At 42.3% G+C, this 23,008-nt stretch carries 25 protein-coding genes; 4 read left to right on the plus strand and 21 right to left on the minus strand.

Annotated features, from left to right (window positions below):
* A partial coding sequence (locus tag AC0MXB_RS17780) for a branched-chain amino acid ABC transporter permease (protein ID WP_474041109.1) occupies positions 1-575 on the minus strand: 575 nt, incomplete at its 3' end.
* 162 nt (positions 576-737) lie between these two features.
* Positions 738-1,862: an ABC transporter substrate-binding protein gene (locus AC0MXB_RS17785; RefSeq protein ID WP_474041110.1), complete on the minus strand. Its 1,125-nt coding sequence runs from the start codon at positions 1,860-1,862 to the stop codon at positions 738-740.
* 400 nt (positions 1,863-2,262) lie between these two features.
* On the opposite strand from AC0MXB_RS17785, the gene yyaC reads away from it, so the two are divergent.
* On the plus strand, positions 2,263-2,877 hold the full coding sequence (gene yyaC / locus AC0MXB_RS17790) for a spore protease YyaC (RefSeq protein ID WP_474041066.1): 615 nt from the start codon (positions 2,263-2,265) through the stop codon (positions 2,875-2,877).
* Between the two features lie 78 nt (positions 2,878-2,955).
* Here yyaC and AC0MXB_RS17795 read toward each other — a convergent pair whose 3' ends face one another.
* From AC0MXB_RS17795 to AC0MXB_RS17840, 10 genes are all read right to left on the minus strand, one after another.
* The gene (locus AC0MXB_RS17795; RefSeq protein WP_474041067.1) at positions 2,956-3,195 is read right to left on the minus strand and encodes a YkuS family protein; all 240 of its coding nucleotides are present in this window, start codon (positions 3,193-3,195) and stop codon (positions 2,956-2,958) included.
* 42 nt (positions 3,196-3,237) lie between these two features.
* The gene (locus tag AC0MXB_RS17800) at positions 3,238-3,477 is read right to left on the minus strand and encodes a YkuS family protein (RefSeq protein WP_474041068.1); all 240 of its coding nucleotides are present in this window, start codon (positions 3,475-3,477) and stop codon (positions 3,238-3,240) included.
* Positions 3,478-3,582: 105 nt separating this feature from the next.
* Complete coding sequence (locus AC0MXB_RS17805; RefSeq protein ID WP_474041069.1) at positions 3,583-3,960, minus strand: bactofilin family protein; 378 nt, start codon at positions 3,958-3,960, stop codon at positions 3,583-3,585.
* Positions 3,961-4,053: 93 nt separating this feature from the next.
* Positions 4,054-4,986 (minus strand): M23 family metallopeptidase, encoded by a 933-nt coding sequence (locus tag AC0MXB_RS17810; protein ID WP_474041070.1) that lies wholly within the window; start codon positions 4,984-4,986, stop codon positions 4,054-4,056.
* Between the two features lie 75 nt (positions 4,987-5,061).
* On the minus strand, positions 5,062-5,568 hold the full coding sequence (locus AC0MXB_RS17815) for a DUF4446 family protein (RefSeq protein WP_474041071.1): 507 nt from the start codon (positions 5,566-5,568) through the stop codon (positions 5,062-5,064).
* A 28-nt stretch (positions 5,569-5,596) separates the two neighbouring features.
* Positions 5,597-6,277: a DUF554 domain-containing protein gene (locus tag AC0MXB_RS17820; protein ID WP_474041072.1), complete on the minus strand. Its 681-nt coding sequence runs from the start codon at positions 6,275-6,277 to the stop codon at positions 5,597-5,599.
* Between the two features lie 61 nt (positions 6,278-6,338).
* Positions 6,339-7,568 carry a [FeFe] hydrogenase H-cluster maturation GTPase HydF gene (gene hydF, locus AC0MXB_RS17825; RefSeq protein ID WP_474041073.1) on the minus strand — a complete coding sequence of 410 codons (1,230 nt, stop codon included), beginning with the start codon at positions 7,566-7,568 and terminating at the stop codon, positions 6,339-6,341.
* A gap of 115 nt (positions 7,569-7,683) precedes the next feature.
* Positions 7,684-9,087, minus strand: coding sequence for an aspartate ammonia-lyase (locus AC0MXB_RS17830; protein ID WP_474041074.1), 1,404 nt, complete (start codon positions 9,085-9,087; stop codon positions 7,684-7,686).
* 56 nt (positions 9,088-9,143) lie between these two features.
* Entirely contained in the window at positions 9,144-10,049 is a 906-nt protein-coding gene (locus AC0MXB_RS17835; protein WP_474041075.1) for a ParB/RepB/Spo0J family partition protein, read from the minus strand.
* Positions 10,042-10,803 (minus strand): ParA family protein, encoded by a 762-nt coding sequence (locus tag AC0MXB_RS17840; protein ID WP_474041076.1) that lies wholly within the window; start codon positions 10,801-10,803, stop codon positions 10,042-10,044. The genes AC0MXB_RS17835 and AC0MXB_RS17840 overlap by 8 nt, the downstream gene beginning before the upstream one ends.
* 197 nt (positions 10,804-11,000) lie before the next feature.
* Between AC0MXB_RS17840 and AC0MXB_RS17845 the strand changes: the two genes are divergently transcribed.
* The 3 genes from AC0MXB_RS17845 (at position 11,001) to AC0MXB_RS17855 (ending at position 14,904) form a co-directional block, all read left to right on the plus strand.
* On the plus strand, positions 11,001-11,690 hold the full coding sequence (locus tag AC0MXB_RS17845) for a methionine synthase (RefSeq protein ID WP_474041077.1): 690 nt from the start codon (positions 11,001-11,003) through the stop codon (positions 11,688-11,690).
* On the plus strand, positions 11,691-14,057 hold the full coding sequence (locus AC0MXB_RS17850) for a homocysteine S-methyltransferase family protein (RefSeq protein ID WP_474041078.1): 2,367 nt from the start codon (positions 11,691-11,693) through the stop codon (positions 14,055-14,057).
* Between the two features lie 250 nt (positions 14,058-14,307).
* On the plus strand, positions 14,308-14,904 hold the full coding sequence (locus tag AC0MXB_RS17855) for a hypothetical protein (RefSeq protein WP_474041079.1): 597 nt from the start codon (positions 14,308-14,310) through the stop codon (positions 14,902-14,904).
* Between the two features lie 12 nt (positions 14,905-14,916).
* On the opposite strand, the gene AC0MXB_RS17860 is transcribed toward AC0MXB_RS17855, so the two are convergent.
* The 9 genes from AC0MXB_RS17860 to rnpA all read right to left on the minus strand — a co-directional run bounded on the left by AC0MXB_RS17860 (position 14,917) and on the right by rnpA (position 23,001).
* On the minus strand, positions 14,917-16,005 hold the full coding sequence (locus tag AC0MXB_RS17860; protein ID WP_474041080.1) for an MGDG synthase family glycosyltransferase: 1,089 nt from the start codon (positions 16,003-16,005) through the stop codon (positions 14,917-14,919).
* A gap of 12 nt (positions 16,006-16,017) precedes the next feature.
* Positions 16,018-16,929: a nucleoid occlusion protein gene (gene noc / locus AC0MXB_RS17865; protein WP_474041081.1), complete on the minus strand. Its 912-nt coding sequence runs from the start codon at positions 16,927-16,929 to the stop codon at positions 16,018-16,020.
* 112 nt (positions 16,930-17,041) lie between these two features.
* Positions 17,042-17,758, minus strand: coding sequence for a 16S rRNA (guanine(527)-N(7))-methyltransferase RsmG (gene rsmG / locus AC0MXB_RS17870; RefSeq protein WP_474041082.1), 717 nt, complete (start codon positions 17,756-17,758; stop codon positions 17,042-17,044).
* Positions 17,758-19,635 carry a tRNA uridine-5-carboxymethylaminomethyl(34) synthesis enzyme MnmG gene (mnmG, locus tag AC0MXB_RS17875; RefSeq protein ID WP_474041083.1) on the minus strand — a complete coding sequence of 626 codons (1,878 nt, stop codon included), beginning with the start codon at positions 19,633-19,635 and terminating at the stop codon, positions 17,758-17,760. The genes rsmG and mnmG overlap by 1 nt, the downstream gene beginning before the upstream one ends.
* 12 nt (positions 19,636-19,647) lie before the next feature.
* Positions 19,648-21,024: a tRNA uridine-5-carboxymethylaminomethyl(34) synthesis GTPase MnmE gene (mnmE, locus tag AC0MXB_RS17880; RefSeq protein WP_474041084.1), complete on the minus strand. Its 1,377-nt coding sequence runs from the start codon at positions 21,022-21,024 to the stop codon at positions 19,648-19,650.
* A gap of 81 nt (positions 21,025-21,105) precedes the next feature.
* Complete coding sequence (gene jag / locus AC0MXB_RS17885; RefSeq protein WP_474041085.1) at positions 21,106-21,726, minus strand: RNA-binding cell elongation regulator Jag/EloR; 621 nt, start codon at positions 21,724-21,726, stop codon at positions 21,106-21,108.
* An 18-nt stretch (positions 21,727-21,744) separates the two neighbouring features.
* Positions 21,745-22,353, minus strand: coding sequence for a YidC/Oxa1 family membrane protein insertase (locus tag AC0MXB_RS17890; protein ID WP_474041111.1), 609 nt, complete (start codon positions 22,351-22,353; stop codon positions 21,745-21,747).
* Between the two features lie 61 nt (positions 22,354-22,414).
* A complete protein-coding gene (yidD, locus tag AC0MXB_RS17895; RefSeq protein WP_474041086.1) occupies positions 22,415-22,621 on the minus strand; it encodes a membrane protein insertion efficiency factor YidD in 207 nt (68 codons plus the stop codon).
* Positions 22,621-23,001, minus strand: a complete 381-nt coding sequence (gene rnpA, locus AC0MXB_RS17900) for a ribonuclease P protein component (protein ID WP_474041087.1) — start codon at positions 22,999-23,001, stop codon at positions 22,621-22,623. The genes yidD and rnpA overlap by 1 nt, the downstream gene beginning before the upstream one ends.
* Between the last annotated feature and the right edge of the window lie 7 nt (positions 23,002-23,008).

Here is a 23,008-nt window from a genome sequence, read left to right on the forward strand (position 1 = left end):
GTAAAGGAAATAACCGTATTGACGTTAATGCCCATAAGCATAGCCGCGTCATTATCAAAGGAAACGGCGCGCATAGCTTTGCCGAGCTTCGTATATTGCACGACGTAGGTCAGGATCACCATGAGGACGACAGAAACAACGAGAATTAGAATCTGCTGGCTATTAATCACGAGAGGTCCTAGGTTATATACATCGGCTGTAAAAATGGCCGGAAATGTTCGAGGCTGAGGCGTTACAAGCAATACACCGCCATATTCTAACAAGAGTGATACGCCAATGGCGGTAATTAAGACGGCAATTTTCGGCGCATGGCGCAGCGGGCGATAAGCCAGCCGCTCAATGACCATACCGGCAATACCAGTTAAAACCATCGATGCTAGAAGTGCGGGAAGAAAAGACATGTGTAAAAATGTCGTTGAGAAAAATCCTACATAAGCCCCCACCATATAAATGTCGCCATGAGCAAAGTTAATTAGACGAATGATACCATAAACCATGGTGTACCCCAGGGCGATCAGCGCATAAATGCTGCCGAGAGAAATGCCATTGATTAACTGTTGTAATAGTTGTTGCATAAAAGAATCCACTAGCTTTCTCCTCCCATCTTTTCGTAAAATTAGAATCAATTTGAGAATATCTTGGAATAATAAGGGATAAGGCCGCGGCCTTATCCCTTTGCTGCAGTATTTTTCTAATAAGCCTCTAGGGGCCTTTTCACTCTACTAGCTTTCCAAAGATCAAGGGTTAATTTTTTCTTTAAAGGTTTGTTTACCATCTTTCATTTCAATAATAACGGCACTCTTAATCGGATTATGGCTGGCATCAAGGGTGATAAGTCCAGTTACCAGTTTCAGATCCTTCGTAGCTGCTAAAGCATCTTTAATCTTAGCAGGTTCAGCGCTGTTAGCCCGTTTAATCGCGTCAACTACAGTCATCGCCGCATCAAAACCAAGCGCTGCTAAAGCGTCAGGATTCTGGTTATATTCTTTTTTATAGTCTTCCACAAATTTCACAACAGCTGGGTCTTTATCTTCCGGAGAATAGTGATTACTGAAGAAGGTATTATTCAAGACATCTTTACCAGCAATCTCTACCAGTTTCGGCGAATCCCAACCATCGCCACCGAGAATTGGTGAAGTAATGCCAAGTTCACGGGCCTGTTTTACGATTTTGCCAACTTCTTCATAGTAGCCAGGAACATAGATAACATCGGCATTGGCTGCTTTAATTTTCGTCAAAGTCGCTTTGAAGTCCTGATCTTTTTGCAGATAAGCTTCTTTGGCAACAATCGATCCGCCATTTTTCACAAAGTTTTCTTCAAAGAATTGAGCCAAACCTTTAGAATAATCGGAGCTGTTATCAATATAAATTACTGCCGTTTTCGCTTTTAAGGTTTTTCCGGCAAAATTAGCCATAACCGTGCCTTGGAAAGGATCGATAAAGCAAGAACGGAAAATATAATCTTTTACTTTTCCACTATCATCAACAGTAACTTTAGGATTCGTCGACGTAGGTGTCAAGAAAGGAATTTTGTTATCAGTAGCAACCTGTACAGCGGCTAAAGTATTCGAGCTGGCTACAGCTCCTAAGATCACAGATACTTTATCCTGAGTAATCAGCTTAGTTACAGCATTAGCTGACTCAGATGGCTCTGATTTATTATCAGCTACCACAAAATTGATTTGTTTTCCTAAAACCCCACCGGAAGCATTGACTTGTTTAAAAGCAAGCTTAGCCCCATTTACGGCTGATTGACCATAGGAAGCAACACCACCTGTTAATTCGAAGTCACCGCCGATTTTAATTTCTTTAGAATCAGCGCCGCTGCCGCCGCCACAGCCAGCTACCACACCAGCCAGCATCGTTAAGCCAATTGCTAAACTCAATAATTTTCTCTTTTTTGTAAACATAGTCCGCCTCCTCGAATTCAGTTCCAAAGTAATCATAAAATAATTTCGCTTTACAATTATGCACATTAATAATTAGTTACGTTCTTTTAAAACGTATTTTTGTGCTTGTTTTTAATTATATGTGCACATTTACATAGTGTCAATATCATATTTTTAATTTTGTTTTCCCAATAGAGACATTCGCTTTTATTATAATTAAAATAAATTATCTATGTTTAACTAATTGCATTTTGGCTTAATCCATATTTTAAAATTCTCATTCCCCTAAAATCATAATCTTTACGGCCTTGTATAAAAATGGACTTCTTTTGTTCATACTAGAATAAAATGCAAAAATGCAGGAGTTTTACTTATGTTAAATGACTTCATCAAGTCCTTTTGTCCGCAAGGAGAAAACTACCATGTCCATGAGGAAGAAACGCCCTTTAAGATTGCACAGAACTTGTCAGCATTCGCCGCTGCCGCTGCTGCCGCCAACCAACCCTTAGTGCTGGTTTGTATTGGTAGTGATCGTTCTACCGGCGACTGCCTTGGCCCGCTTACCGGAACAAAGCTAACGACTCTTTTACCTCAAATACCTGTATTTGGTACCCTTGATGAGCCGGTTCATGCCACAAACTTAGTAGAAAAACTTGACTATATTCACCAAAGCTTTCCTAACCCTTTCTTGATCGCGATTGACGCCTGCCTAGGGAAACTGGATCATGTAGGCTCCATATCATTAGGGCGAGGCTCTCTGAAGCCAGGAACAGCTCTGCGCAAAGATCTTCCGGCTGTCGGTGATGCGTACATTACTGGCATCGTAAACGTAGGCGGCTTTATGGAGCAACTGGTTCTACAAAGTACTCGCCTCAATCTTGTCGTAAAAATGGCAGAAACGATTTCTTATGGTATTTTCTTAGCCTTACTGCCCAATACCAAAGTAACCATGACTGCAACTCACGTTGAGGCTTTACCTAAGTATTAAAAGCAATTTCCTTGCCGATAAAAAATAGCGCTGACCATAGGAAATCAGCGCTAGCTTATTTTGAGACAACGATAGAATCTATAATTTTTCTAGTTCAGCTAGAATCTCTTCGGTCGTCTTACCTGAAGCGTTAATAATCGGTACATCAACCAATTCTTCCGTAGTATAGAGGTCCGGACTTTCCAACCCGCTTACTACCAAAGCGTCAATATCCTGCTCGGGCATCTTTACATCAAAAACAACGACCTCATAACCTTCCGTTTCTAGTACAGGCGATAAACGGTCAAGTTCTTTTTCCAAACCAATAATACCCTGCATAAAATTCACCTCGTCTTAACTAATTTTTATAAAAAATGGTAGTTACTGAAAGGGCGCTTGCAAGTTTTCAACAACCTGCTCTTTCGTTAAAGCGGTGGCATTAATAAACAAGGGGCTATCGCCATCGCAACGACAACAAAACTGCTCTTTCACTACGGGTCCAGCATAAACAATAGCCTGCACAGGTCTGATTGTTTCGGCCATATCAACAACTTCGTAGCCTTGACTATGCAAATGTTCTTTCACTTCCCGTAGCCCCGTTTCTACTGACACGCGAAACATAAAAAAACACCTCCTGTTCAAGACTCTAAGGTTAGTGTCTTTCAGGAGGTGCAAAATCATGCCTGCCATTGTTTTCAGAACAAAAGCCGCTATGCTATTAAGATTTTATTCTAGTACTGGTTCAGAACTGTAATTATTACTCATAGCGCAAGCGCCTTTAAATACGGCTCCTTCGCCAATGCTCAGTACATTCGCCGCAATATCACCGTAAAGCTTTCCTGTCGGTAAAAGCTCCAGCTTTTCCTGAACAGTAGCATTGCCTTGCAGAGTTCCAGCAATTGTCAAACTTTTTGCCTGAATCTGAGCTGTTACCACACCGGATTCGCCAATAATCAGATCACCACTTGATAGGACTTCGCCTTCAAAGCGTCCATCAATTCGAATCGTCCCGGTCGCTTCCACTTTCCCCTTAAAAAGAGTTCCTTGACCGATAATTGTTTCAATATGTTCCGTATGGACTGACTTTGTTTTTCCACCAAACATTCTCATCTCTCCTATTATCAGTTAGAAGCTGCTCTGGATTCAGCTAAAAATCAAACAAGCAGGCTATACTATATCAACTGCTATCGTTTTTTCTTATAAGAAGGAAGTAGGGTCAACGGCTGTTCCATTTACGCGAATCTCATAATGTACATGAGGTCCTGTACTTAAACCAGTGCTGCCCATTTCAGAAATAACATCACCTTTTTTGATAGTCTGTCCCACTTTTACGAGCAAAGCCTGATTGTGACCATAAAAGCTTACAATCCCGTTGCCATGATCAATCTGAACAAGCTTACCGTAGCCGCTATACCAATCCGCATATATTACAACGCCGTCGGCCACAGCATGAACGGGTGTTCCATAATTGTTGGCAATGTCAATTCCTGGATGAAAATCAGCACCGCCGCCAAACGGAGAAGATCGATAGCCAAACCGCGATGTAACATCGCCTTCAGCAGGCCAAATCGAAGGTGTCTTAGCTAATTTGGCATTTTTATCGGCAATTCTCTGTTTAATTTCGAGTAGGCTCTGTTCACGAGCGTTAATGGCTTGATCCAAGGAATTCAAATTGCTGGCAATATCAGTAATCTGGGGAATAGGACCTGGACCACCCTGACCATTAAAAGCACCTTTAGGGCGAGGAGCTTCCATCGATCTAGAAGTCTGAGCTGCTTCTTCTGAGTTAAGCATCCGCCGAATATCGGCGTCAAGAGCATTCAATCGATTCATATTTTCCTGCAATTTAGCCGCTTGCTGTGCTAAATTAATAATCTCTTGCTCTTGTTCGTGATTGACCTGCTGCAAACGAACATATTCGCTTTTGTCAAAAACAGCTCGTGCAGATTTGTACTGCAGATGAAATAGGGTTCCAAAAAACAGGAGTGTAACCACAAGTACGGAACTTACTGCATATTTAAAGTAGCGTATGGGAATGCGTATACTGCGAACGTCTTTGCCGTGATGAGGCACCAGCATTAGCGTATATTCCCGCTTATCTGGTTTTGCCTTTTGTTTCATTTCATTCATTTCTTTCACCGCCTAAAAAATGCGTTGTTCTAACCTTGATTACTTCTCCATGTTTTAAAAAAATCCTGCCAAAATTTAATTTTTTTGTGCCCGTTGTAAAGCTTCCTTTTCTTCATCTGATAAAAAGTAAGTAGACAGTCCAGCTTCAATCGGCTTAGCATAAACTCGTGCTTCATTACGGCCAAAAATATTGGAAAGAACAAAGCCATTGTTTTTCTCATCAAGAATAGCAATCGCAAAACTCAAGTCACTGCCTGTATCCTCAAAGGCATTGAACCGAACCATCCCAACTTTCTTCAAATTCGTCCGACTGTCTTCGCGAATGCTTTTGCACTCCTGTTCCACGGCAGTAATTGTTTTCATGCCTGTTCTTAATTCTTCAATATGCTGCATTAAAAGTTGTTCAATATTAGCCCCTTCGGCACCGCTCATCAGTTTGCGATACCGCTTATTTAAGCGTGATAATTTAATATTAATGCTAATGAAAATTAATAGGGCTAAAAATAAACAAACCGTTAAGCCAAGAATCATGGTTCCCAAATTTGCCATAATCAAATCTGTAATGTACTGCATAAACTCCATTTTCGTGCACACCTTTCTTTTCCTTAAATCAAAAGGGCCATAGCAGCGTAAGTACTAAAGCCGCAGGAATTGCCGGCAGCCAGTTTGCTACAGGAATTTCCTTTATTTCCAACATAATTAATCCAATTGCCATAATGAGAATTCCACCAACTGCAGTCATTTCATGAATCACAGCCTCAGACAGAAAAGGGCTTAAAAAACCGGCAATTGCTGTAATCGTACCTTGATATAGCAGAATCGTCAAGCTGGAAAGTCCAACACCGATCCCTAACGTAGCGGAAAAAATGACCGACGCAATTCCATCAAGCATACTTTTAGCATAAAGTGTGGTCGGATCGCCTGTCAGACCTTCCTGCAGTGAGCCCACAACGGCCATAGCCCCTACGCAAAATACGAGGCTTGCTGTAACAAAGGCCTGGCCGATTTTAGCGTCCTTGCCGCCGCATTTCTGATTGATCCATTGCCCTAAAGCTTCTAGATGAGCGGAAATTGCCAAAAACTCACCAATGATTGCTCCGATGATTAAACTAAGAATCACAATTAAAATATTCTCAGTTTTTACGGCCATCATCATGCCAATAAGCAAAACACAGAGCGCTAAAGCCTGCATAATACTTTGACGATATTTTTCTGGGAATCCCCGTTTTAATCCAGCCCCCAAACAAGTGCCGCCAAGTACTGCAACGGCATTTACAATCGTTCCTTTCAATACTTCATCTCCCTATATTCCTCTGCTCTTCTCTATTGTACGCATAAGAATTGTTCTAATGCTATTCTTCATCCTCATAAATCATCTTTGCTAAGGGAAACGGCCGAAGCGCTCGACTTAAAATGCCATGAAGATGAGCAATCAGTACACCATAATTTACAATTGGAACATTTTGTTCCCGCGCCATCGCTAAGCGATGCAGCATCTCACGACGATTTAGCATACAAGAACCGCAATGAATAATGAGGCGATAGGGTGATAGGTCATCGGGAAATTGGCTCCCAGCTACCCAATCAAATTCCAGTTCACCACCAACATGCTGCCGCAGCCAACGAGGAATTTTAACTTGTCCAATATCATCAGCCTGACGATGATGGGTACAACCTTCAGCAATAAGAATCTTATCACCAGGCTGCAATTGATCAACTGCTCTCGCTCCGGCTACTAGAGTATTTAAATCGCCCTTATGGCGTGCAAAAAGAATTGAAAACGAAGTTAACAAAACTTCAGGCGGCGTATCGGCCGCTACTTTTAGGAATTCCTGCGAATCCGTAACGACGAGTTTAGGTGGTTCCTTTAGATTCTCTAAGGCCCGCTTTAACTCCCGTTCCTTTACAACAAGACAAAAAGCATCATGATCAAGCAAATCACGGATCGTCTGTACTTGCGGTAAAATCAGTCTGCCTTTTGGCGCCGCCAAGTCAATTGGCACAACAAGCACGACCGTATCGCCGCCCTGTACTATATCCCCAATGACCGGAGTCCCTTCCCAGTCATCAGGCGCTTTCGCAATAAGCGTCTTTTTCAATTTCTCAATACCAAGTTTTTGAATTGCACTGACTGGAATTGGCAAAGCCTTCAGTTTCTCTTCCCAGTCTTTAGCCTGAGCTTCACTGAATGGTTTGAGATCTGTCTTATTCGCCACAACAAGTAGTGGGATTTTCTTTTCTATTACCTTGTCCGCCAATTCTATTTCGTAATTACTAATTTCTGCTTGGCTATCAATGACGAGTAACGCCACGTCAGCCTTATTTAAAACCTGCAGACTGCGCGCTACTCTTTTTTCTCCCAACTCACCTACATCATCAATTCCAGCAGTATCAATAATCATAACAGGACCAATCGGCAGAATTTCCATTGCCTTATAGACAGGATCTGTTGTTGTCCCTGGTACATCTGATACAAGCGCAATATCTTGATTTGTCAAAGCATTAATTAAGCTCGATTTGCCAGCATTACGACGACCAAATAGAGCTATATGGAGGCGCGATCCTTTTGGTGTTTCATTCATGGTATTCACCTTCTTGCTATAAAATTATCATTTTGCGAATAACTTTCCTGTAGTGACTATAAATCGGAGTGTTTCTTAGAAATATTTTTTTAGAAATATTTTTTAGAAGTTTTTCTTAGGATCGTTTTGACGATTTTACTTGGAGCGGTCGTGTCATTCGTTCTGGTTTTAACATTTCATTCAGATCCGCTTCATTCACCAATAAACTGGCAGCGGCAGCCTCACGAATTGACTTGTTTTCGGCTTTCGCCTGATGGGCAATTTTGCTTGCTGCATCATAGCCAATATGAGGTACAAGAGCCGTCGCCAGCGATAAACTTTCTTCCACCCATTGATGACAACGAGCTGCATCTGCTTCAATGTGCCGAATACATTTTTCGCCTAGCATTTTCACTGTATTCGTCAAGATCTGTCCATTACTAAGAAGATTCTGTGCTAATAGCGGTAGGAAAGCGTTTAATTCTAATTGACCACCTTGAGCTGCCAAAGTAACGGCCAGATCGCCAGCCATCACTTGATACGCCACTTGATTTACGGCTTCTGGAATAATTGGATTGACCTTGCCTGGCATAATGGAAGATCCGGCCTGAAGTTCTGGTAGACGAATTTCGGCAAAACCGCTGCGAGGTCCTGACGACAATAAACGAAGATCATTAGCGATCTTCGTTAGATTCACAGCAAGAGCTTTTAAAAGACCTGATACTTCAACGAAAATATCAGCATTTTGTGTAGCATCAATCATATCTTCCGCTCGCGATAAACCAAGTTTCGTACTATGTTGCAATTTTTCAATCACTAAATATATATATTTACGATTGGCATTTAAGCCTGTTCCAATCGCGGTTCCACCCAAATTTACTTGTCGTAAACGCTCTTCTACTTTATAAAGACGCCAACGGTCCCGCGCAATCGCCTGGGCAAAGGCGCCAAATTCTTGCCCCAACATCATCGGTACAGCATCTTGCATTTCCGTTCGTCCCACTTTTAATATCTGAGCAAATTCATTTTCCTTTTCCTGTAAAAAAGCTTGTAATTCAGCACAAGCCTCACTTAGATCTTTAATAAGCCAGATGACCGCTATTTTTAGTGCTGTTGGATAGACATCATTCGTAGATTGATGCAAATTCACATGATTAATCGGATGAATTTCCTGATAGTCGCCCTTAGCAAAGCCGAGTATTTCGAGAGCGCGATTGGCTAAAACTTCGTTCATATTCATATTGGTCGAAGTCCCCGCACCGCCTTGGAGTGAATCAAGGGGAAACTGTTCGAGCCAACTTCCCTCTAAAATTTCTTGCGCAGCTTGAGCAATAGCTTTTGCCTTGTTAGTGTCTAGTAATCCAAGCTCACCATTTGCTTCAGCACAGCTTTTTTTCACTAATGCTAGCGCTTTTAATAGAATGGGTTCTGTTCTCTGAGTGGAAATTTGAAAGTTCTCTCTAGCTCTAGCAGTATGGATTCCATAATAACAATCGTCAGCAAGCATTTTTTCGCCAAGCAAGTCTACTTCGCACCGCATATTTCGTCACTCCCTTGCAATTGTTTCACGTGAAACACAGAAATATCCCTAATTTGTCAAACGACGAAAGGAGTTCCGTTTTTCTTTTCATTCGACTTAGGTCCTTGTTGAAACAATTCCAGGAGACGTTCTAAATCTTCATTTGAGTAATATTCAATTTCAATTTTGCTTTTCATTTTACCCGGCTTAATTCTAACCTGCGTACCTAAAAGCAATTTCAAGCGATCTTCCGTTTCCATTAAATAATATTCTTTTGTTTCAGCTTCGCGTTGCTTTTGTTCTAGTTCTTCCGGTAAATTGTGATTTGCTGCTAATTTCTTGACAAGATCTTCTGCATCCCGCGCCGACAAATCATTTTCAATAATCAATTCTGCCCCTTTTATTTGTAGCTCCGTGTCCTCTAAAGCCAAAAGGGGTCGAACTTGCCCGATTGTTAATGTTTCACGTGAAACATAATCTTGCACGATTTCCGGTAAATTGAGTAAGCGAACCATATTCGCAATTAAAGAACGGCTACGACCAATTTTTTGTGAAACTTCCTCTTGAGTCAAACCGAATTCAGCCATCAATTTTTTATAAGCATAAGCTTCTTCAATAGGGTTTAAGTTTTCCCGCTGTAAATTTTCGATAAGTGCAATTTCGGTCATTTCACCATCGCTATAATCTTTGAGAATTCCGGGGATATCATTCAATCCAGCCAATTGAGCTGCTCGCCAGCGTCGTTCACCCGCAACAAGTTCATAGCCTTGCATCGTTTTTCGTACTACTATCGGTTGAAGTACGCCATATTGTTTAATGGACTGCGATAATTCAGCTAAAGCTTCTTCATCAAAAATCCGTCGAGGTTGAAAGGGATTGGGCTGAATTTCTTTGACGGAAATTTGTAATATTTCATGACTATGTTCTGTTTCTGATCCGGCAAACAAAGCATCAAGACCTCGTCCTAAACCACGTTTACTCATCACCAATCACCTCATTCGCTAAGTCACTATATACTTCGGCGCCTTTGGATTTTGGATCGTATAAAATAACAGGTTTACCATGGCTAGGCGCTTCACTAAGACGTACATTCCGCGGAATAATTGTTTGGTAAACTTTATGCCGAAAATGTTTTTTTACTTCCTCAACGACTTGAATCGATAGATTTGTCCGCCCATCAAACATAGTCAAGACAACACCCTCTAAGGTTAATGCCGGATTCAAATTCTTTTGGACAAGCGACACTGTATTCATAAGCTGCGTTAGACCTTCTAACGCATAAAACTCACATTGAATAGGAACTAATACAGAATTTGCTGCTGTCAAAGAATTAATCGTTAATAAACCTAATGATGGCGGGCAATCAATTAAAACAAAATCAAAATCATGCTTTACCTGATCAAGAATTCGCTTTAATTTTGTTTCCCGAGACATAACGGCAACAAGTTCAATTTCCGCCCCAGCTAATTGTATATTGGCTGGGATCAATTTTAAATTTTCCATCTCTGTCGCCACAATAATCTCTTCTGCTGGCATATCATTGACCAAAGCATCATAAACGGAACGAGTCATTGTCATTTTATTATGCCCTAAGCCACTTGTTGAATTTCCTTGCGGGTCCAAGTCAACAAGTAATACTTTCTTCCCTAGCATAGCGAGACAAGCGCTTAAATTTACTGATGTAGTCGTCTTACCAACGCCGCCCTTTTGATTGGCTATTGCAATTACTTTACCCACTATTTTCACCTCAACTTCACACAATAAGCTACAAATTCCACGAAAGAAGAGTCTTTTCCTGCTCTAAAAGGGCTGGCAGAAGCTTGCTTCTATAAATAAAAAAATAATCTTACCTTAATATAAGGCAAGTCAAGAAAAGCCAACTTGACATGATTACAATTCTATGATAGATTTTAGCAAAAACTGGTTGTGATATTATGCCTTTCTATCATGGGCAACTCTTATCCGTCTCTTTTGCTGAAACCAAACGTTATGCGGGATTACGTCAAAAAGAGTCCTTCCCTGATCATCTGATTGAAGAAGCCTGCATGGAAGCACAGATCTTATCAGTACCCAAAGGCATTTATGAAGTATTTGATTATGAGTCCCATTCAGACTACGGCCTTATTACGGCGCCAAGCCCACTATCCCTCACAGGGAAAAGCATCACGAATCATTTAGCGCAAAGTACGAAAGTAGCACTTCTTGCAGTAACCATTGGCGAAGCCATTGAAGAAGAAGTGCGCTCTCTCTTTGCTAAAGGCCGCTATACAGCCGGACTGCTCCTTGATGCCGCAGCAACAACAGCTGTCGAGAGTATTGCTGATCAAATTAATGAAGAAATCAAGCGCGTCGCTTCCCGTTCAGGGTTTCAGACAACCTGGCGATTCAGTCCTGGTTATGGCGATTGGCCTGTAACTATACAACAAAAACTCCTTGATACTCTAGATACAAAAAAAATTAATTTACAAGCAACCGAATCTTCCATGCTCATGCCTCGCAAGTCTGTTACAGCAGCAATCGGTTTTTTTCCCCATACAGATTGTTCTACTATTAAAGCTAAAACAGAACGAGGTTGCCCGCACTGTTCTAATACAAGTTGTATTGCTCGAAAGGAGACAAATTGAATGTTCTATATATTTGATGGTGCTATGGGCACTATGCTGCAAGAAAAAGGAATGCCTTCTGGCTATTGTCCCGAGGCCTATAACTTAGAAAATCCTGAAGCAATTCAATCGATTCATGAAATATATATTGCTTCAGGCGCACAAATTATTGAAAGTAATACCTTTGGCGCCAATCGAATTAAATTGTCCCATTATGGTCTTGCCGAAAAAGTAAGCGAAATTAATGCGGCTGCTGTAAAAATTGCAAGACAAGCCGCTGGAACAAAAGTCAAAGTAGCCGGTTCCGTGGGGCCAACAGGAAAATTAATTGCACCACTTGGTGATCTTGATTTTGAAACAGCTTATGAAGTCTTTGCTGAACAGATCAAAGCACTAGATCGTAGCGGTGTTGACCTTATCCTAATTGAAACAATTATTGATATTCAGGAAATGCGCGCTGCCCTGCTTGCAGCCAAAGCTGTATCGACGAAGCCTGTTATCTGTCAGCTCACCTTTGGTCCGGATGGACGTACCGTAACTGGAACTGACCCACAGTCTGCTGCAATTCTCCTAGAAGCTATGGGAGCTTCAGTTATTGGAGCTAATTGCTCCTTGGGACCACAACAGCTTATCCCCATTATTCGTCAACTCAGTGAAGCAACAAGCCTCCCCATCAGTGCACAGCCAAATGCTGGAATGCCGGAATTAAAAGACGGTCAAACCGTCTTCCCCCTCGATCCAGAAAGTATGGCCGCCTATATCCCTGAATTGATCGCTGCAGGCGCCACCTATATTGGCGGTTGCTGTGGTACAACACCGGAGCATATTCGCGCCATAAGTAAAGTAGTACAAAAATCGCTTCCGGCAACACGTAAAAAAATCGCGCCACAACTTCGCCTGACAAGTCGCAGCCAAACAGTTATTGCTGCCCACGGCCTAGCACCCATTCTGATTGGCGAACGAATTAATCCCACAGGCCGCAAACTTTTACAGCAAGACATTCGTGATGGCGCTTTTCTGCTGGTAAAAAAGGAAGCCCTGCTCCAGGTAAAAGCAGGCGCTCATGTACTTGATGTCAATATGGGCGTTCCCGGTATTGACCAGCCAGCGGCCATGAAAAAAGTCATTGAAATGCTGTCTCAACTCGTAGCAGTGCCACTGGCTATTGATACGACAGACCCTAAAGCACTGGAAGCAGGGCTTAGAATTTATCCTGGCCGAGCTCTAATCAACTCAGTTAGTGATGAGCCAGAAAGAATTGCCGAGTTTTTACCACTGGCCAAAAAATATGGAGCTGCTGTACTGTGTCTGCCCCTTTCCAACGAAGGCGTACCTGCTACAGCTAAGGAACGCCTCGCTGTAGTAGATCGTATTATCGCCGCAGCCAAAAAACATGGTCTAAAAGAAGAAGATCTATTACTTGACGCTTTAATTATGACTGCCGCAGCAGCCCCTACGGCCGGAGCTGAAGCTTTAAAAACAATTGAACTGTATCAACAAAACTACACCTCTTCCATTACAGGCGGACTAAGCAATATTTCATATGGGCTGCCTGAACGCGACGTAATTAACAGCACCTTCTGCGCTATGGCCTTTGCCAAAGGGCTGAATGCTCCAATTATCAATCCCTACAACGAGCGTATGGCCGAAACGGCGGCAGCAGCGGCTGTCTTATTAGGACATGATGCCGGTGGCAGAGAGTTCAGTCGAAAGCATAGTAAACCGAAAGAAGAACAGGTAACTACCCCTACCGCTGAACAACCCATCTTGGAGCAAATTAAAGCCTCTGTAGTCAACGGCGAAACTGACAGTGTCATTCCCCTTGTTATAACAGCACTGAAAGCAGGACATACGCCACTTGAAATTACCGATTTCAGCTTAACTGCTGCAATGAATGATGTTGGCGAAGCCTTCGGCTCTGGCCGTGCTTTCCTGCCACAAGTTCTCTTGTCGGCTGAAACAATGCGTCATGCCTTTACAACGATTAAATCTGAGCTTCCTGCTTTAAGTCTATCCAGCCAAGGTAAAGTACTATTAGCAACAGTAAAAGGTGATATACATGATCTTGGAAAAAACATTGTTGCCGCCTTACTGGAAAATAATGGTTTTGAAGTAATTGATCTTGGTAAAGATGTTCCCCCAGAAGAAATCGTGGCAAAAGCACAACAAGAAGCGGTCGATATTGTCGGCTTGTGCGCCTTAATGACAACGACATTACCGCAAATCGATGTAACAATTGCTCAGCTAAAAGCAGCAGGAATACCGTCAAAAGTCATTGTCGGCGGAGCTGTCCTGACAGCTGACTATGCAGCATCAGCAGGCTCCGATGCCTATGCAAAAGACGGTGTAGCAGCCGTAAATCAAGCTAAAGAATACTGTAAAAAATAAACAGAGCTCTCTGGCAGCCTTAACTAAATAAATGATTCCAAATTTAATAGACATAAAAATACCTTCAGTCGTGGATCTACCATTTACGACTGAAGGTATTTTATTATTAGGATTGGTTTCTATTGATTAAATTCAAAAAGAGTGCTGGAGATCTTATTATATAGATAAATATTTATTTGTCATATTTCTGTCACATTTGAAATTTATACTATAGGTGGATAATATTGAGCTAAAATAAGGGGGTGATTTAATGACAGTTACAAGTATTTCAACGCCATCATTAATTGCCGGTTTAATGAGTAGTTCATCTAGTTCTCCGACAAATTCTATTTCAAATCAACTAGGGAATGATATTACTGAACTTACTACAACATCTCCAGACTTTATGTTAATGCAAGACTTATATTCCCAACCAGATGATTCTTTCTTGTACAATTATACAAATAGTTTAAACTTTGTTAGTAGCCCTACATATCAAAGTTTGCTATCTGCAACCTTAACAACAGCCAGTTCAACACTAACTGATCAAGTATCACCAATCGACTTTAATCCTGTAGATCCTTTTGCTAATGATACGACAATCCCCTCAATTAACAACGCTGCATCACCTACTAGTACACCAGAGGCCACTGCTTCCTCTAACGATAATAACGCTCCTAGCTCTTCAAATACTAATTCGGTCAATAATACTCAAGCGCCACTTGCTTATGACAATAATTTTGGTTATATGGACCCCAGCAAACTGATTGCGACTTTAGGCGGAACACTAGCAACCTCTACATCTATGATAAGCAATACCTATAACACTACTCCTACAAATCTCGCTTCACTTGACATAAGCGTATAATAATAAAAGCCCTCATTCGAGGGCTTTTATTATTATATCCGCTGCATCACGAGCGGCATTTGGCTTAGCCAATACAGAGCACTGCCTTTTCATTACTGTCTGAAGGCTTGGCTGGGTCAAAATTAACTGGGCCAGTCTTGCTACATCAGGCATATCAATAGCGGTAAGCGCTACCCCAGATTCCTCAAGATAAGAGGCATTATCTTCTTCTTGGCCCCCCATGGCATCAACAAGTAACATGGGTATGCCAAGACACAAGGCTTCACAAGCGGTTAACGCGCCAGGCTTAGTAACAAGTAAAGCCGCCTTAGCCATAAGCTGATCTACATCAGGCGTAAAGCCGAGAACTGTGACAGGTTCCTTCGCGTAAGTCTTAGAAATCTCTTCTTTTAACTCTTGATTGTGACCGCACACGACAGTAATATGATCAATACTAGTAACCTTAGTAAGGGCTGATACAATATCACTGGTCGGGCCAAAACCTAGGCCGCCGCCCATTACTAACACCTCTCCCGCTAAAGGCTCAGCGGCACGTACAGCGAAACGCTCTTGTACGGGAATACCTGTTACATGAAATTTATCAGCAGAAAAACCTCTTGCCGCCATTTGCACAGCCAAAGGCACCGAAGCAACGCAATAATGATCAACTTCGTTATACTGCCATAAACGATGAACCGCAAAATCAGTTACAATCCCCACAATAGGCAGGGTCAGCTTCTGCAGACGCTTCAGTCCCGCTGCTGCTGCACAGGGAAAGGGATGGGTAAAAACGATCCCTTGCGGCTCAAAACGTTCAACTAAGTCAAGAATATGCTGCTCCATCGTATGGTAAAGCAGACTTTTGATCGGGATCGCCGCATAATGCGACACATCGGTATAGCGATAAAAATAATCATATACTTCTGGAAAAATTTGTATAGCTTTATAATAAGCTCCCTTAATGAGTTTGCCGAGATAAGGATTGCCTTCGCCTAAAAAATCCACAACAGTAACCTCGGCCTGATAGAGCGATTCTAATGATTGTTTTACAGCTGCTGCAGCCTGATTATGCCCATTTCCAACAGATGCTGATAGTATCAATATATTGGGCTGATTACTCATTCTTATCCTCCGCTAGGATTTTTTCTTAGTCCGGCTTGTCTTTTGCTGAATCCGCTTTGGAATTTTGAGTTCGATCGTAATATATTCGTCCGACTGCGCTTGGTTCATTTTTACTTTTAAACCGGTCTTTTTCATTTCACCGACTACTTTATTAATACTATTTAAAAAAATTCGTACGTCACGAATCACTTTTACAACATTTTGCCGCGGTTTTTCTGCGACTTCTATTTCCCGGGAAAAGTTTTCGATATAGTCTTCCGTTTCTCGCACATTCATTTTATGCTCAATAACTGCGGCAAGAACATTTTCCTGCTGCTCTGGTTCACTCACTTTTAATAAAGCCCGGGCGTGACGTTCAGTAAGATTTTCATCTTGTAGTTTTTTTCGTACAGGCTCGCTCAATTTGAGCAAACGAAGTTTATTGGCAATTGTTGATTGATTTTTGCCAACTCGCTGCGCCAAGTTTTCTTGAGTTAAGCCGAAATTTTGAATCAAGTGATAAAAGCCTTCCGCTTCTTCTAAAAAATGCAGGTCTTCGCGCTGCAAGTTTTCGATCATGGCGAGTTCTGCCATTTCTTTATCAGTGAGTTCCTTTACAATAACAGGAACAGTAGCTTGCTCTGCTAATTTAGAAGCTCTTAACCGCCGCTCGCCAGCAATCAATTCATAATGATCTGCTGTTTTGCGGACTAAGAGCGGTTGGATTACGCCAAACTCACGAATCGAAGCCGACAATTCCGCAAGTGCCTCATCGGAAAAAGTCTTGCGCGGTTGAAACGGATTAGGTACAATTTCGCTCACTGCTAAAAAGATAACTTCGGCAGCCGCTTTTTCCCGCGGCGCACTTTCTATTTCTGGTATTTCTGGTATTTCTGCCATAACGACAGGTTCAGCAGGAGCAGTTTTTTCAGTACTTAACCCCAAAAATTTTGCAAAACTTTTGATGGAAATCACATCCTTACAAATCAGAAAACAGCCGTTTTCTTAAAATAACTCCATGCTCACTATTCGTCAATTTGAAAGAAATTTCCTTTGTTTACAGGGGCTTTTTTTCAATGGAAACAGGACGACGCGGATAGGCCTGCGGCGTTTTCGCCGTTTTTTTCACAATGACCACAAAGCGTTCATCGGTAAGTTCCGGCAAAAAGACTTGCTTTACTGCCTCTATTTTTCCGCCCAAAAGAGTTAACGCACGTGACGCTTCTTTAGCTTCAGCCTTCGCATCACGCCCCTTAAGGGCCAGAAAAAAACCGCCTGGCGCTGCAAAAGGAAGACAATATTCCGTAAGAACATTTAAGCGAGCCACAGCACGGGAAACAACAACGGCAAAACGATCACGCAACTTTTTATCACGGCCAGTATCTTCCGCTCGTCCATGAATAAATTCAATGGGACCAAGCTCAAGCTCTGTTTGCAGCGTTTTTAAGAAGGTAAGCCGTTTGTTTAGTGAATCGAGTAAGGTTAACTGTATATCGGGACGGTATATCTTTAAAACCATACCGGGAAATCCCGCTCCAGTACCAACATCAATCACCGAAGCTCCCTGAGGAAATAAAGCTTCATCATAGCAAGACAAAGAATCGATCATATGTTTCACTGCCACTTCCTGCGGTTCCGTAATCGCAGTAAGATTCATCTTCTGATTCCATTCTACTAATAGTTCATAGTAGCGAACAAGCTGATTCAACTGTTTCTCAGAAAAAGAAAGACCTGCTTTCTCGCCTGCTTCAAGCAGAAAATCACGAAACTCCATTATATACCGTCCTTTCGGCGCTGCTGTTCTAAATAGATCAGCAAAATCGAAATATCAGCCGGAGAAACGCCAGAAATCCGTGAAGCTTGCCCCAGCGATACAGGCTGAATTTCTCCTAGTTTCTGCCTAGCTTCAAGCGACAAGCCTTGAATACTTTCATAGTCAATCCCACTCGGAAGTTTTTTAGCCTCCAGTTTAGCTGACCGCGCCACTTGTTCAAACTGTTTTTCAATATAACCTTCATATTTTGAAGCAATTTCGATTTGTTCGGCCACTTCCGCCGCCACTTCCGGCAGCGAAAAAGCTTGCTGTAACAAAGCAAAATTCATTTCCGAGCGTTTTAAAAGATCATAGAGCGAAATTGGATTCTTTAATTCAGTCGTACTGATCGAACGAATTTTTGTCTGATTTTCCGCTGTAGGCGTCAAAATCGTGTTTTTCATCGCTTCCGTCAATTGATCAATGCCCTGTTTTTTCGTTTGGAACATAGCATAACGTTCTGCTGATACAAGACCAATCGACCGTCCTTTTTCGGTAAGGCGCAGGTCCGCATTATCCTGACGCAAGATAAGACGATATTCCGCCCGGGAGGTCATCATCCGATAAGGTTCTTGGGTTCCCTTCGTAACAAGATCATCAATTAAAACGCCAATATAGGCGTCAGAACGGCTCAAAACGAAGGGGTCCTTACCTTGCACCTTAAGCGCGGCATTAATCCCCGCAATGAGCCCCTGAGCGGCTGCTTCCTCATAGCCTGATGTACCATTAGCCTGACCAGCCGAGAACAAATTAGCGACTTTTTTCACTTCTAACGAAAAAGTTAATTGCGTCGGATTGAGACAGTCATATTCGATGGCATAGCCAGGACGCATAATTTCGGCCTTTTCTAACCCAGGAATGGTCCGCAAAAATTCGGTCTGTACATCAATAGGCAGACTTGTCGACATGCCCTGTACATACATTTCATTCGTATGTAGTCCTTCCGGTTCAACAAAGACTTGATGATTCTTCTTTTCGGCAAAACGTTCAATCTTTGTCTCAATGGACGGACAATAGCGCGGTCCAGTTCCTTCAATCAGCCCGGTATACATGGGGGCCCGATGGAGGTTAGATCGAATAATTTCATGGGTTTTTTCATTCGTATAAGTAAGCCAGCAAGCTTTTTGCTGTAGCTTGCTAGGCTGATTGTAAAAAGAAAAAGTATGGGACTCTTCGTCGCCGGGCTGAATCGCCATTTTCGTAAAATCAACAGTTCTGCGATCCACCCGCGCCGGCGTCCCTGTTTTAAAGCGCATCAATTCAATTCCCAAATCTTTAAGCGACTGGGAAAGATTTATTGCCGCTCTTTGGCCATTTGGACCGCCATCATAAACAAGCTCGCCTAAAATAATACGGCCTTGCAAATAAGTGCCTGTAGCCAAAACCACGGCCTTGGCCTCATAACGATCGCCATTTTCCGCAACGACTGCTGTAACCTTCCCGTCCTCAGTTTCAATGGACTCAATAAGCAATTGACTTACCGTAAGATTCAGCTCATTTTCCACTGTCTCAGCCATTAATAATTGATAAAGCTTTTTGTCGGCTTGCGCCCTGAGAGCATGAACAGCCGGGCCCTTACCGGTATTGAGCATACGCATCTGAATGGATGTTTTATCAGTATTAATGCCCATTTGGCCTCCTAATGCATCGATTTCCCGCACCAAATGACCTTTCGCCGGGCCACCCACAGCGGGATTACAAGGCATTAAGGCTATATTATCAAGATTGAGCGTAGCAAGCAGCGTTTTACAGCCTAATCGCGCACTGGCAAGAGCCGCTTCACAGCCGGCATGGCCCGCCCCAATTACAATTACATCATAGGAACCTGCCTGAAACAAACCAATCATCTCCTACTTTCCAATACAAAATTGACTAAAAATCTGGTCAAGTAAATCATCCTGAACCGTTTCACCAGTTACCTCACCGAGAAATTCCCAGGCAGAACGTAAATCAATTACGACACAATCAACGGGAAAAGATTGCTCTAAAGCGCCAAGAGCTGCTCTTAAATGACCCGCAGCCCGTTCTAAAGAATGTTGTTGCCGTAAATTCGCTACATAGACACTTTCCGCCGTTACTTCGCCGGAATAGACAGTAGCTATAATCTGTTCTTCTAAAACATCAATGCCCTCGCCGGTCTCCACCGAAATAGGAATAAGCGGCCAATCAAGGAATTCTGCTACGTCCGCTTGCTCAATTAAAGGCTCTAAGTCGGTCTTATTCAAGAGAACAAAACCTTTTTGTCCTGATACAAGCGAAATAACTTTTCGATCTTCTTCGCTCAAAGCGCGGGAACGATCCAAAAGTAACAGTACTAAATCAGCGCTTTCTAAAAGTTTATGCGCTTTTTCTACACCGATTTTTTCTACTAAATCATCGGTTTCATGAATTCCTGCTGTATCAATCAATCGCAGCGGCACGCCGCGGACGCTCACATATTCTTCGATACTGTCTCTAGTAGTGCCTGGTACACTTGTTACAATAGCCCGCTGCTCTTTTACTAAAGCATTTAACAGGCTCGATTTGCCTACGTTAGGCTTACCGATAATGACTGTTTTAATGCCGTCTTTTATCATTCTACCACTTTCAGCCGAAGCAAGTAAAATCTCTACTTTGTGGTGAATCTCCTGGGTCGTTTCAGCTACTTTTTCTAAGGTCATCTCTTCAATATCTTCGTCGGGAAAATCAATCATCGCTTCAAGTTGAGCAATCATTGCCAACAGATTATGACGCAGCTGTCCTACTTCCTTAGAAAGAGCTCCTTCTAAATGACCAACAGCCTGCTTTAGCGAAGCATCCGTCTTAGCCCGGATTACATCCATAACCGCCTCGGCTTGTACCAAATCAAGGCGCCCATTTAAAAAAGCCCGTTTCGTAAATTCTCCAGGCTCCGCTAATCTAGCGCCATAAGTAAGTGTCAGAGCTAGAATCCGACGCAATGCTGCCGAACCGCCATGGCACTGAAACTCTACAACATCCTCAGTCGTATAGGAATGAGGCGCTTTCATGATAATAAGCAACGCTTCATCAACGACCTCGCCTGATTTTGGATCAATTACCCGGCCATAAACAGCCTCATGGGAACGGAAGGAATCTATGTTACGACCAGAAGCGCTTTGAAATAAAGCACCAGCAATACAAATAGCCTTATCGCCGCTCACGCGGATAATACCGATCCCGCCTTCGCCCATAGCTGTAGCTACAGCACTAATTGTGTCATCTGTCATAACCTACTATTCACTCCTAAAAAATAAAATGATACTCAAAACCCAGTAATAGAGTCTATTACTGGGTTTTCATTCAAACAATTATTTTTTTAATGCAATAACTACCTTACGGTAGGGTTCGTTGCCTTCACTATAAGTAGCAATTTTGGGATCGCCCTGCAATGCCATATGTATGGTCCGTCGTTCTTGCGGACTCATTGGTTCAAGAGCAACTCGATCGCCGCGGCGTTTTACCTTATCAGCCAACCGATGCGCTAAGGCAATCAAAGTGTCTGATCGACGTTTACGATAATCTTCTACATCAAGTAAAATACGAACACGGTGCTCCGCATCGCGGTTCGCCGCTAAATTGACTAAATACTGTAACGCATCAAGAGTTTGACCATGTTTGCCGATTAAAGTACCTAGATCATTGCCACGGACTACAAATTGAATCGCATCTTCTGTTTCACTTTGTTCTAACGTAGCATCTAGATTCATTTGACCAAAGATCTCGTTTAAAAACTTTTGTGCTTCTTCGACAGGGTTAATCGGAATCACTGATACCTTTACCTTTGCCGGTTTGCTGCCGAAACCTAAAAACCCTTTACTAGGCGCTTCAACAACTTCTACGGCAATTCGTTCACGCGGCACAGCTAGTTCAGTTAAAGCTAAATCCACTGCTTCTTCAACGGTTTTACCTGTTTTTTCAACACAGACCATGGTTCATTTGCCTCCTTATTAAACGGCAGGTTTCTCCCGGTACATCCACCATTGCTGTGCAATCTGAATAATATTGCCGAAGCTCCAATACAGTACCAGACCAGCCGGAAAAGTCAAACTAATGTAACCTACAAAGAGTGGCATAAAAATCATCATCATCTTATTTTGCTGTGTCGCTTCTGTCATTGTCTGATATTGTTGATAAAAAGTCGTGGCAGCTGATAACACAGGAAGAACATAAAGATGATCCGGTGATGCTAAATCGGCAATCCACAAAAAGCTGGCATTATCGCCAAAACTAAAATCGCGCAAAGCATAAAAAATTGCAATAAGGAATGGCATTTGAATCACTAAAGGCAAACAACCTGCCAAAGGATTCACGCCTGCCGAACGATAAAGTTCAGCCATTTCTTTATTGAGTTTTTCTTTGTCGCCTTTATATTTTTCCTGCAAGGCTTTCATTTTTGGCTGTAATTCCTGCATGGCTTTCATCGATTTGACTTGTTTTACCGTTAATGGATAAAGAGCCATTTTAATGACAAAGGTAAGTAATAAAATAGCTAAGCCATAATTTGCATAGCCGGTCATTGCAGTCAGTCCGTAAAAGAACACTAAAACTTCCTGCATAATCTGACTCAAAAAATCCAAAAAAATCCACTCCTCTAATCTCGATCGGAAACTTTATATACTAAACAGGATCATAACCGCCGGGATGAAAAGGATGACAACGTAAAATCCGCTTTAACGCCATCCAGCCGCCTTTAAAAATCCCGTATTTTTCAATAGCTAAGCGGGCGTATTCACTGCAAGTAGGAAAAAAACGGCAAGATGGTCCCTTTAGAGGAGAAATTCCGGTTTGGTAAAACCAAATTAACCAAAGTGCCAGTTTTTTCATCAGGACTGCCTTCTTTCTTCGTCCAGTAAAATTTTAGCCCTTTTACATAAATCTAAAAAAGCTTTCGTGACCGTCGCTTGACCTTGTCCGACAACAGGACCTCGTCCGATGACGATGAGGTCAAAACCATGTTTTAATTTTGACTGATTGAGCCGATAAGCTTCTTTAAAAAGCCGTTTGACACGATTGCGTACTACAGCGCCGCCCAAACGTTTTCCTGTTACAAAACCGGCGCGGCGGTCAACCGAAGAGTTTTTCATAACATAAAGCACAGCAAATCGATTTGCCACCGATTTGCCGCAGCGATAAACAAACTGAAATTCTTTATTTTTTCGCAGCAAGTGTGCTTTTTTCAAAAAGAAAGTTTTTTCTTTATCCAATCGCTAA

It is taken from the genome of Pelorhabdus sp. sgz311001 (assembly GCF_055901755.1).

What these genes read in the sequence shown, in the direction of transcription:
- AC0MXB_RS17785 (WP_474041110.1), bottom strand. Translation starts at nt 1,862, where the DNA reads ATGCTGGCTGGTGTGGTAGCTGGCTGTGGCGGCGGCAGCGGCGCTGAT.
- yyaC (WP_474041066.1), top strand. Translation starts at nt 2,263, where the DNA reads ATGTTAAATGACTTCATCAAGTCCTTTTGTCCGCAAGGAGAAAACTAC.
- AC0MXB_RS17795 (WP_474041067.1), bottom strand. Translation starts at nt 3,195, where the DNA reads ATGCAGGGTATTATTGGTTTGGAAAAAGAACTTGACCGTTTATCGCCT.
- AC0MXB_RS17800 (WP_474041068.1), bottom strand. Translation starts at nt 3,477, where the DNA reads ATGTTTCGCGTGTCAGTAGAAACGGGGCTACGGGAAGTGAAAGAACAT.
- AC0MXB_RS17805 (WP_474041069.1), bottom strand. Translation starts at nt 3,960, where the DNA reads ATGTTTGGTGGAAAAACAAAGTCAGTCCATACGGAACATATTGAAACA.
- AC0MXB_RS17810 (WP_474041070.1), bottom strand. Translation starts at nt 4,986, where the DNA reads ATGAATGAAATGAAACAAAAGGCAAAACCAGATAAGCGGGAATATACG.
- AC0MXB_RS17815 (WP_474041071.1), bottom strand. Translation starts at nt 5,568, where the DNA reads ATGGAGTTTATGCAGTACATTACAGATTTGATTATGGCAAATTTGGGA.
- hydF (WP_474041073.1), bottom strand. Translation starts at nt 7,568, where the DNA reads ATGAATGAAACACCAAAAGGATCGCGCCTCCATATAGCTCTATTTGGT.
- AC0MXB_RS17830 (WP_474041074.1), bottom strand. Translation starts at nt 9,087, where the DNA reads ATGCGGTGCGAAGTAGACTTGCTTGGCGAAAAAATGCTTGCTGACGAT.
- AC0MXB_RS17835 (WP_474041075.1), bottom strand. Translation starts at nt 10,049, where the DNA reads ATGAGTAAACGTGGTTTAGGACGAGGTCTTGATGCTTTGTTTGCCGGA.
- AC0MXB_RS17845 (WP_474041077.1), top strand. Translation starts at nt 11,001, where the DNA reads ATGCCTTTCTATCATGGGCAACTCTTATCCGTCTCTTTTGCTGAAACC.
- AC0MXB_RS17850 (WP_474041078.1), top strand. Translation starts at nt 11,691, where the DNA reads ATGTTCTATATATTTGATGGTGCTATGGGCACTATGCTGCAAGAAAAA.
- AC0MXB_RS17855 (WP_474041079.1), top strand. Translation starts at nt 14,308, where the DNA reads ATGACAGTTACAAGTATTTCAACGCCATCATTAATTGCCGGTTTAATG.
- AC0MXB_RS17860 (WP_474041080.1), bottom strand. Translation starts at nt 16,005, where the DNA reads ATGAGTAATCAGCCCAATATATTGATACTATCAGCATCTGTTGGAAAT.
- rsmG (WP_474041082.1), bottom strand. Translation starts at nt 17,758, where the DNA reads ATGGAGTTTCGTGATTTTCTGCTTGAAGCAGGCGAGAAAGCAGGTCTT.
- mnmE (WP_474041084.1), bottom strand. Translation starts at nt 21,024, where the DNA reads ATGACAGATGACACAATTAGTGCTGTAGCTACAGCTATGGGCGAAGGC.
- jag (WP_474041085.1), bottom strand. Translation starts at nt 21,726, where the DNA reads ATGGTCTGTGTTGAAAAAACAGGTAAAACCGTTGAAGAAGCAGTGGAT.
- AC0MXB_RS17890 (WP_474041111.1), bottom strand. Translation starts at nt 22,353, where the DNA reads ATGCAGGAAGTTTTAGTGTTCTTTTACGGACTGACTGCAATGACCGGC.
- yidD (WP_474041086.1), bottom strand. Translation starts at nt 22,621, where the DNA reads ATGAAAAAACTGGCACTTTGGTTAATTTGGTTTTACCAAACCGGAATT.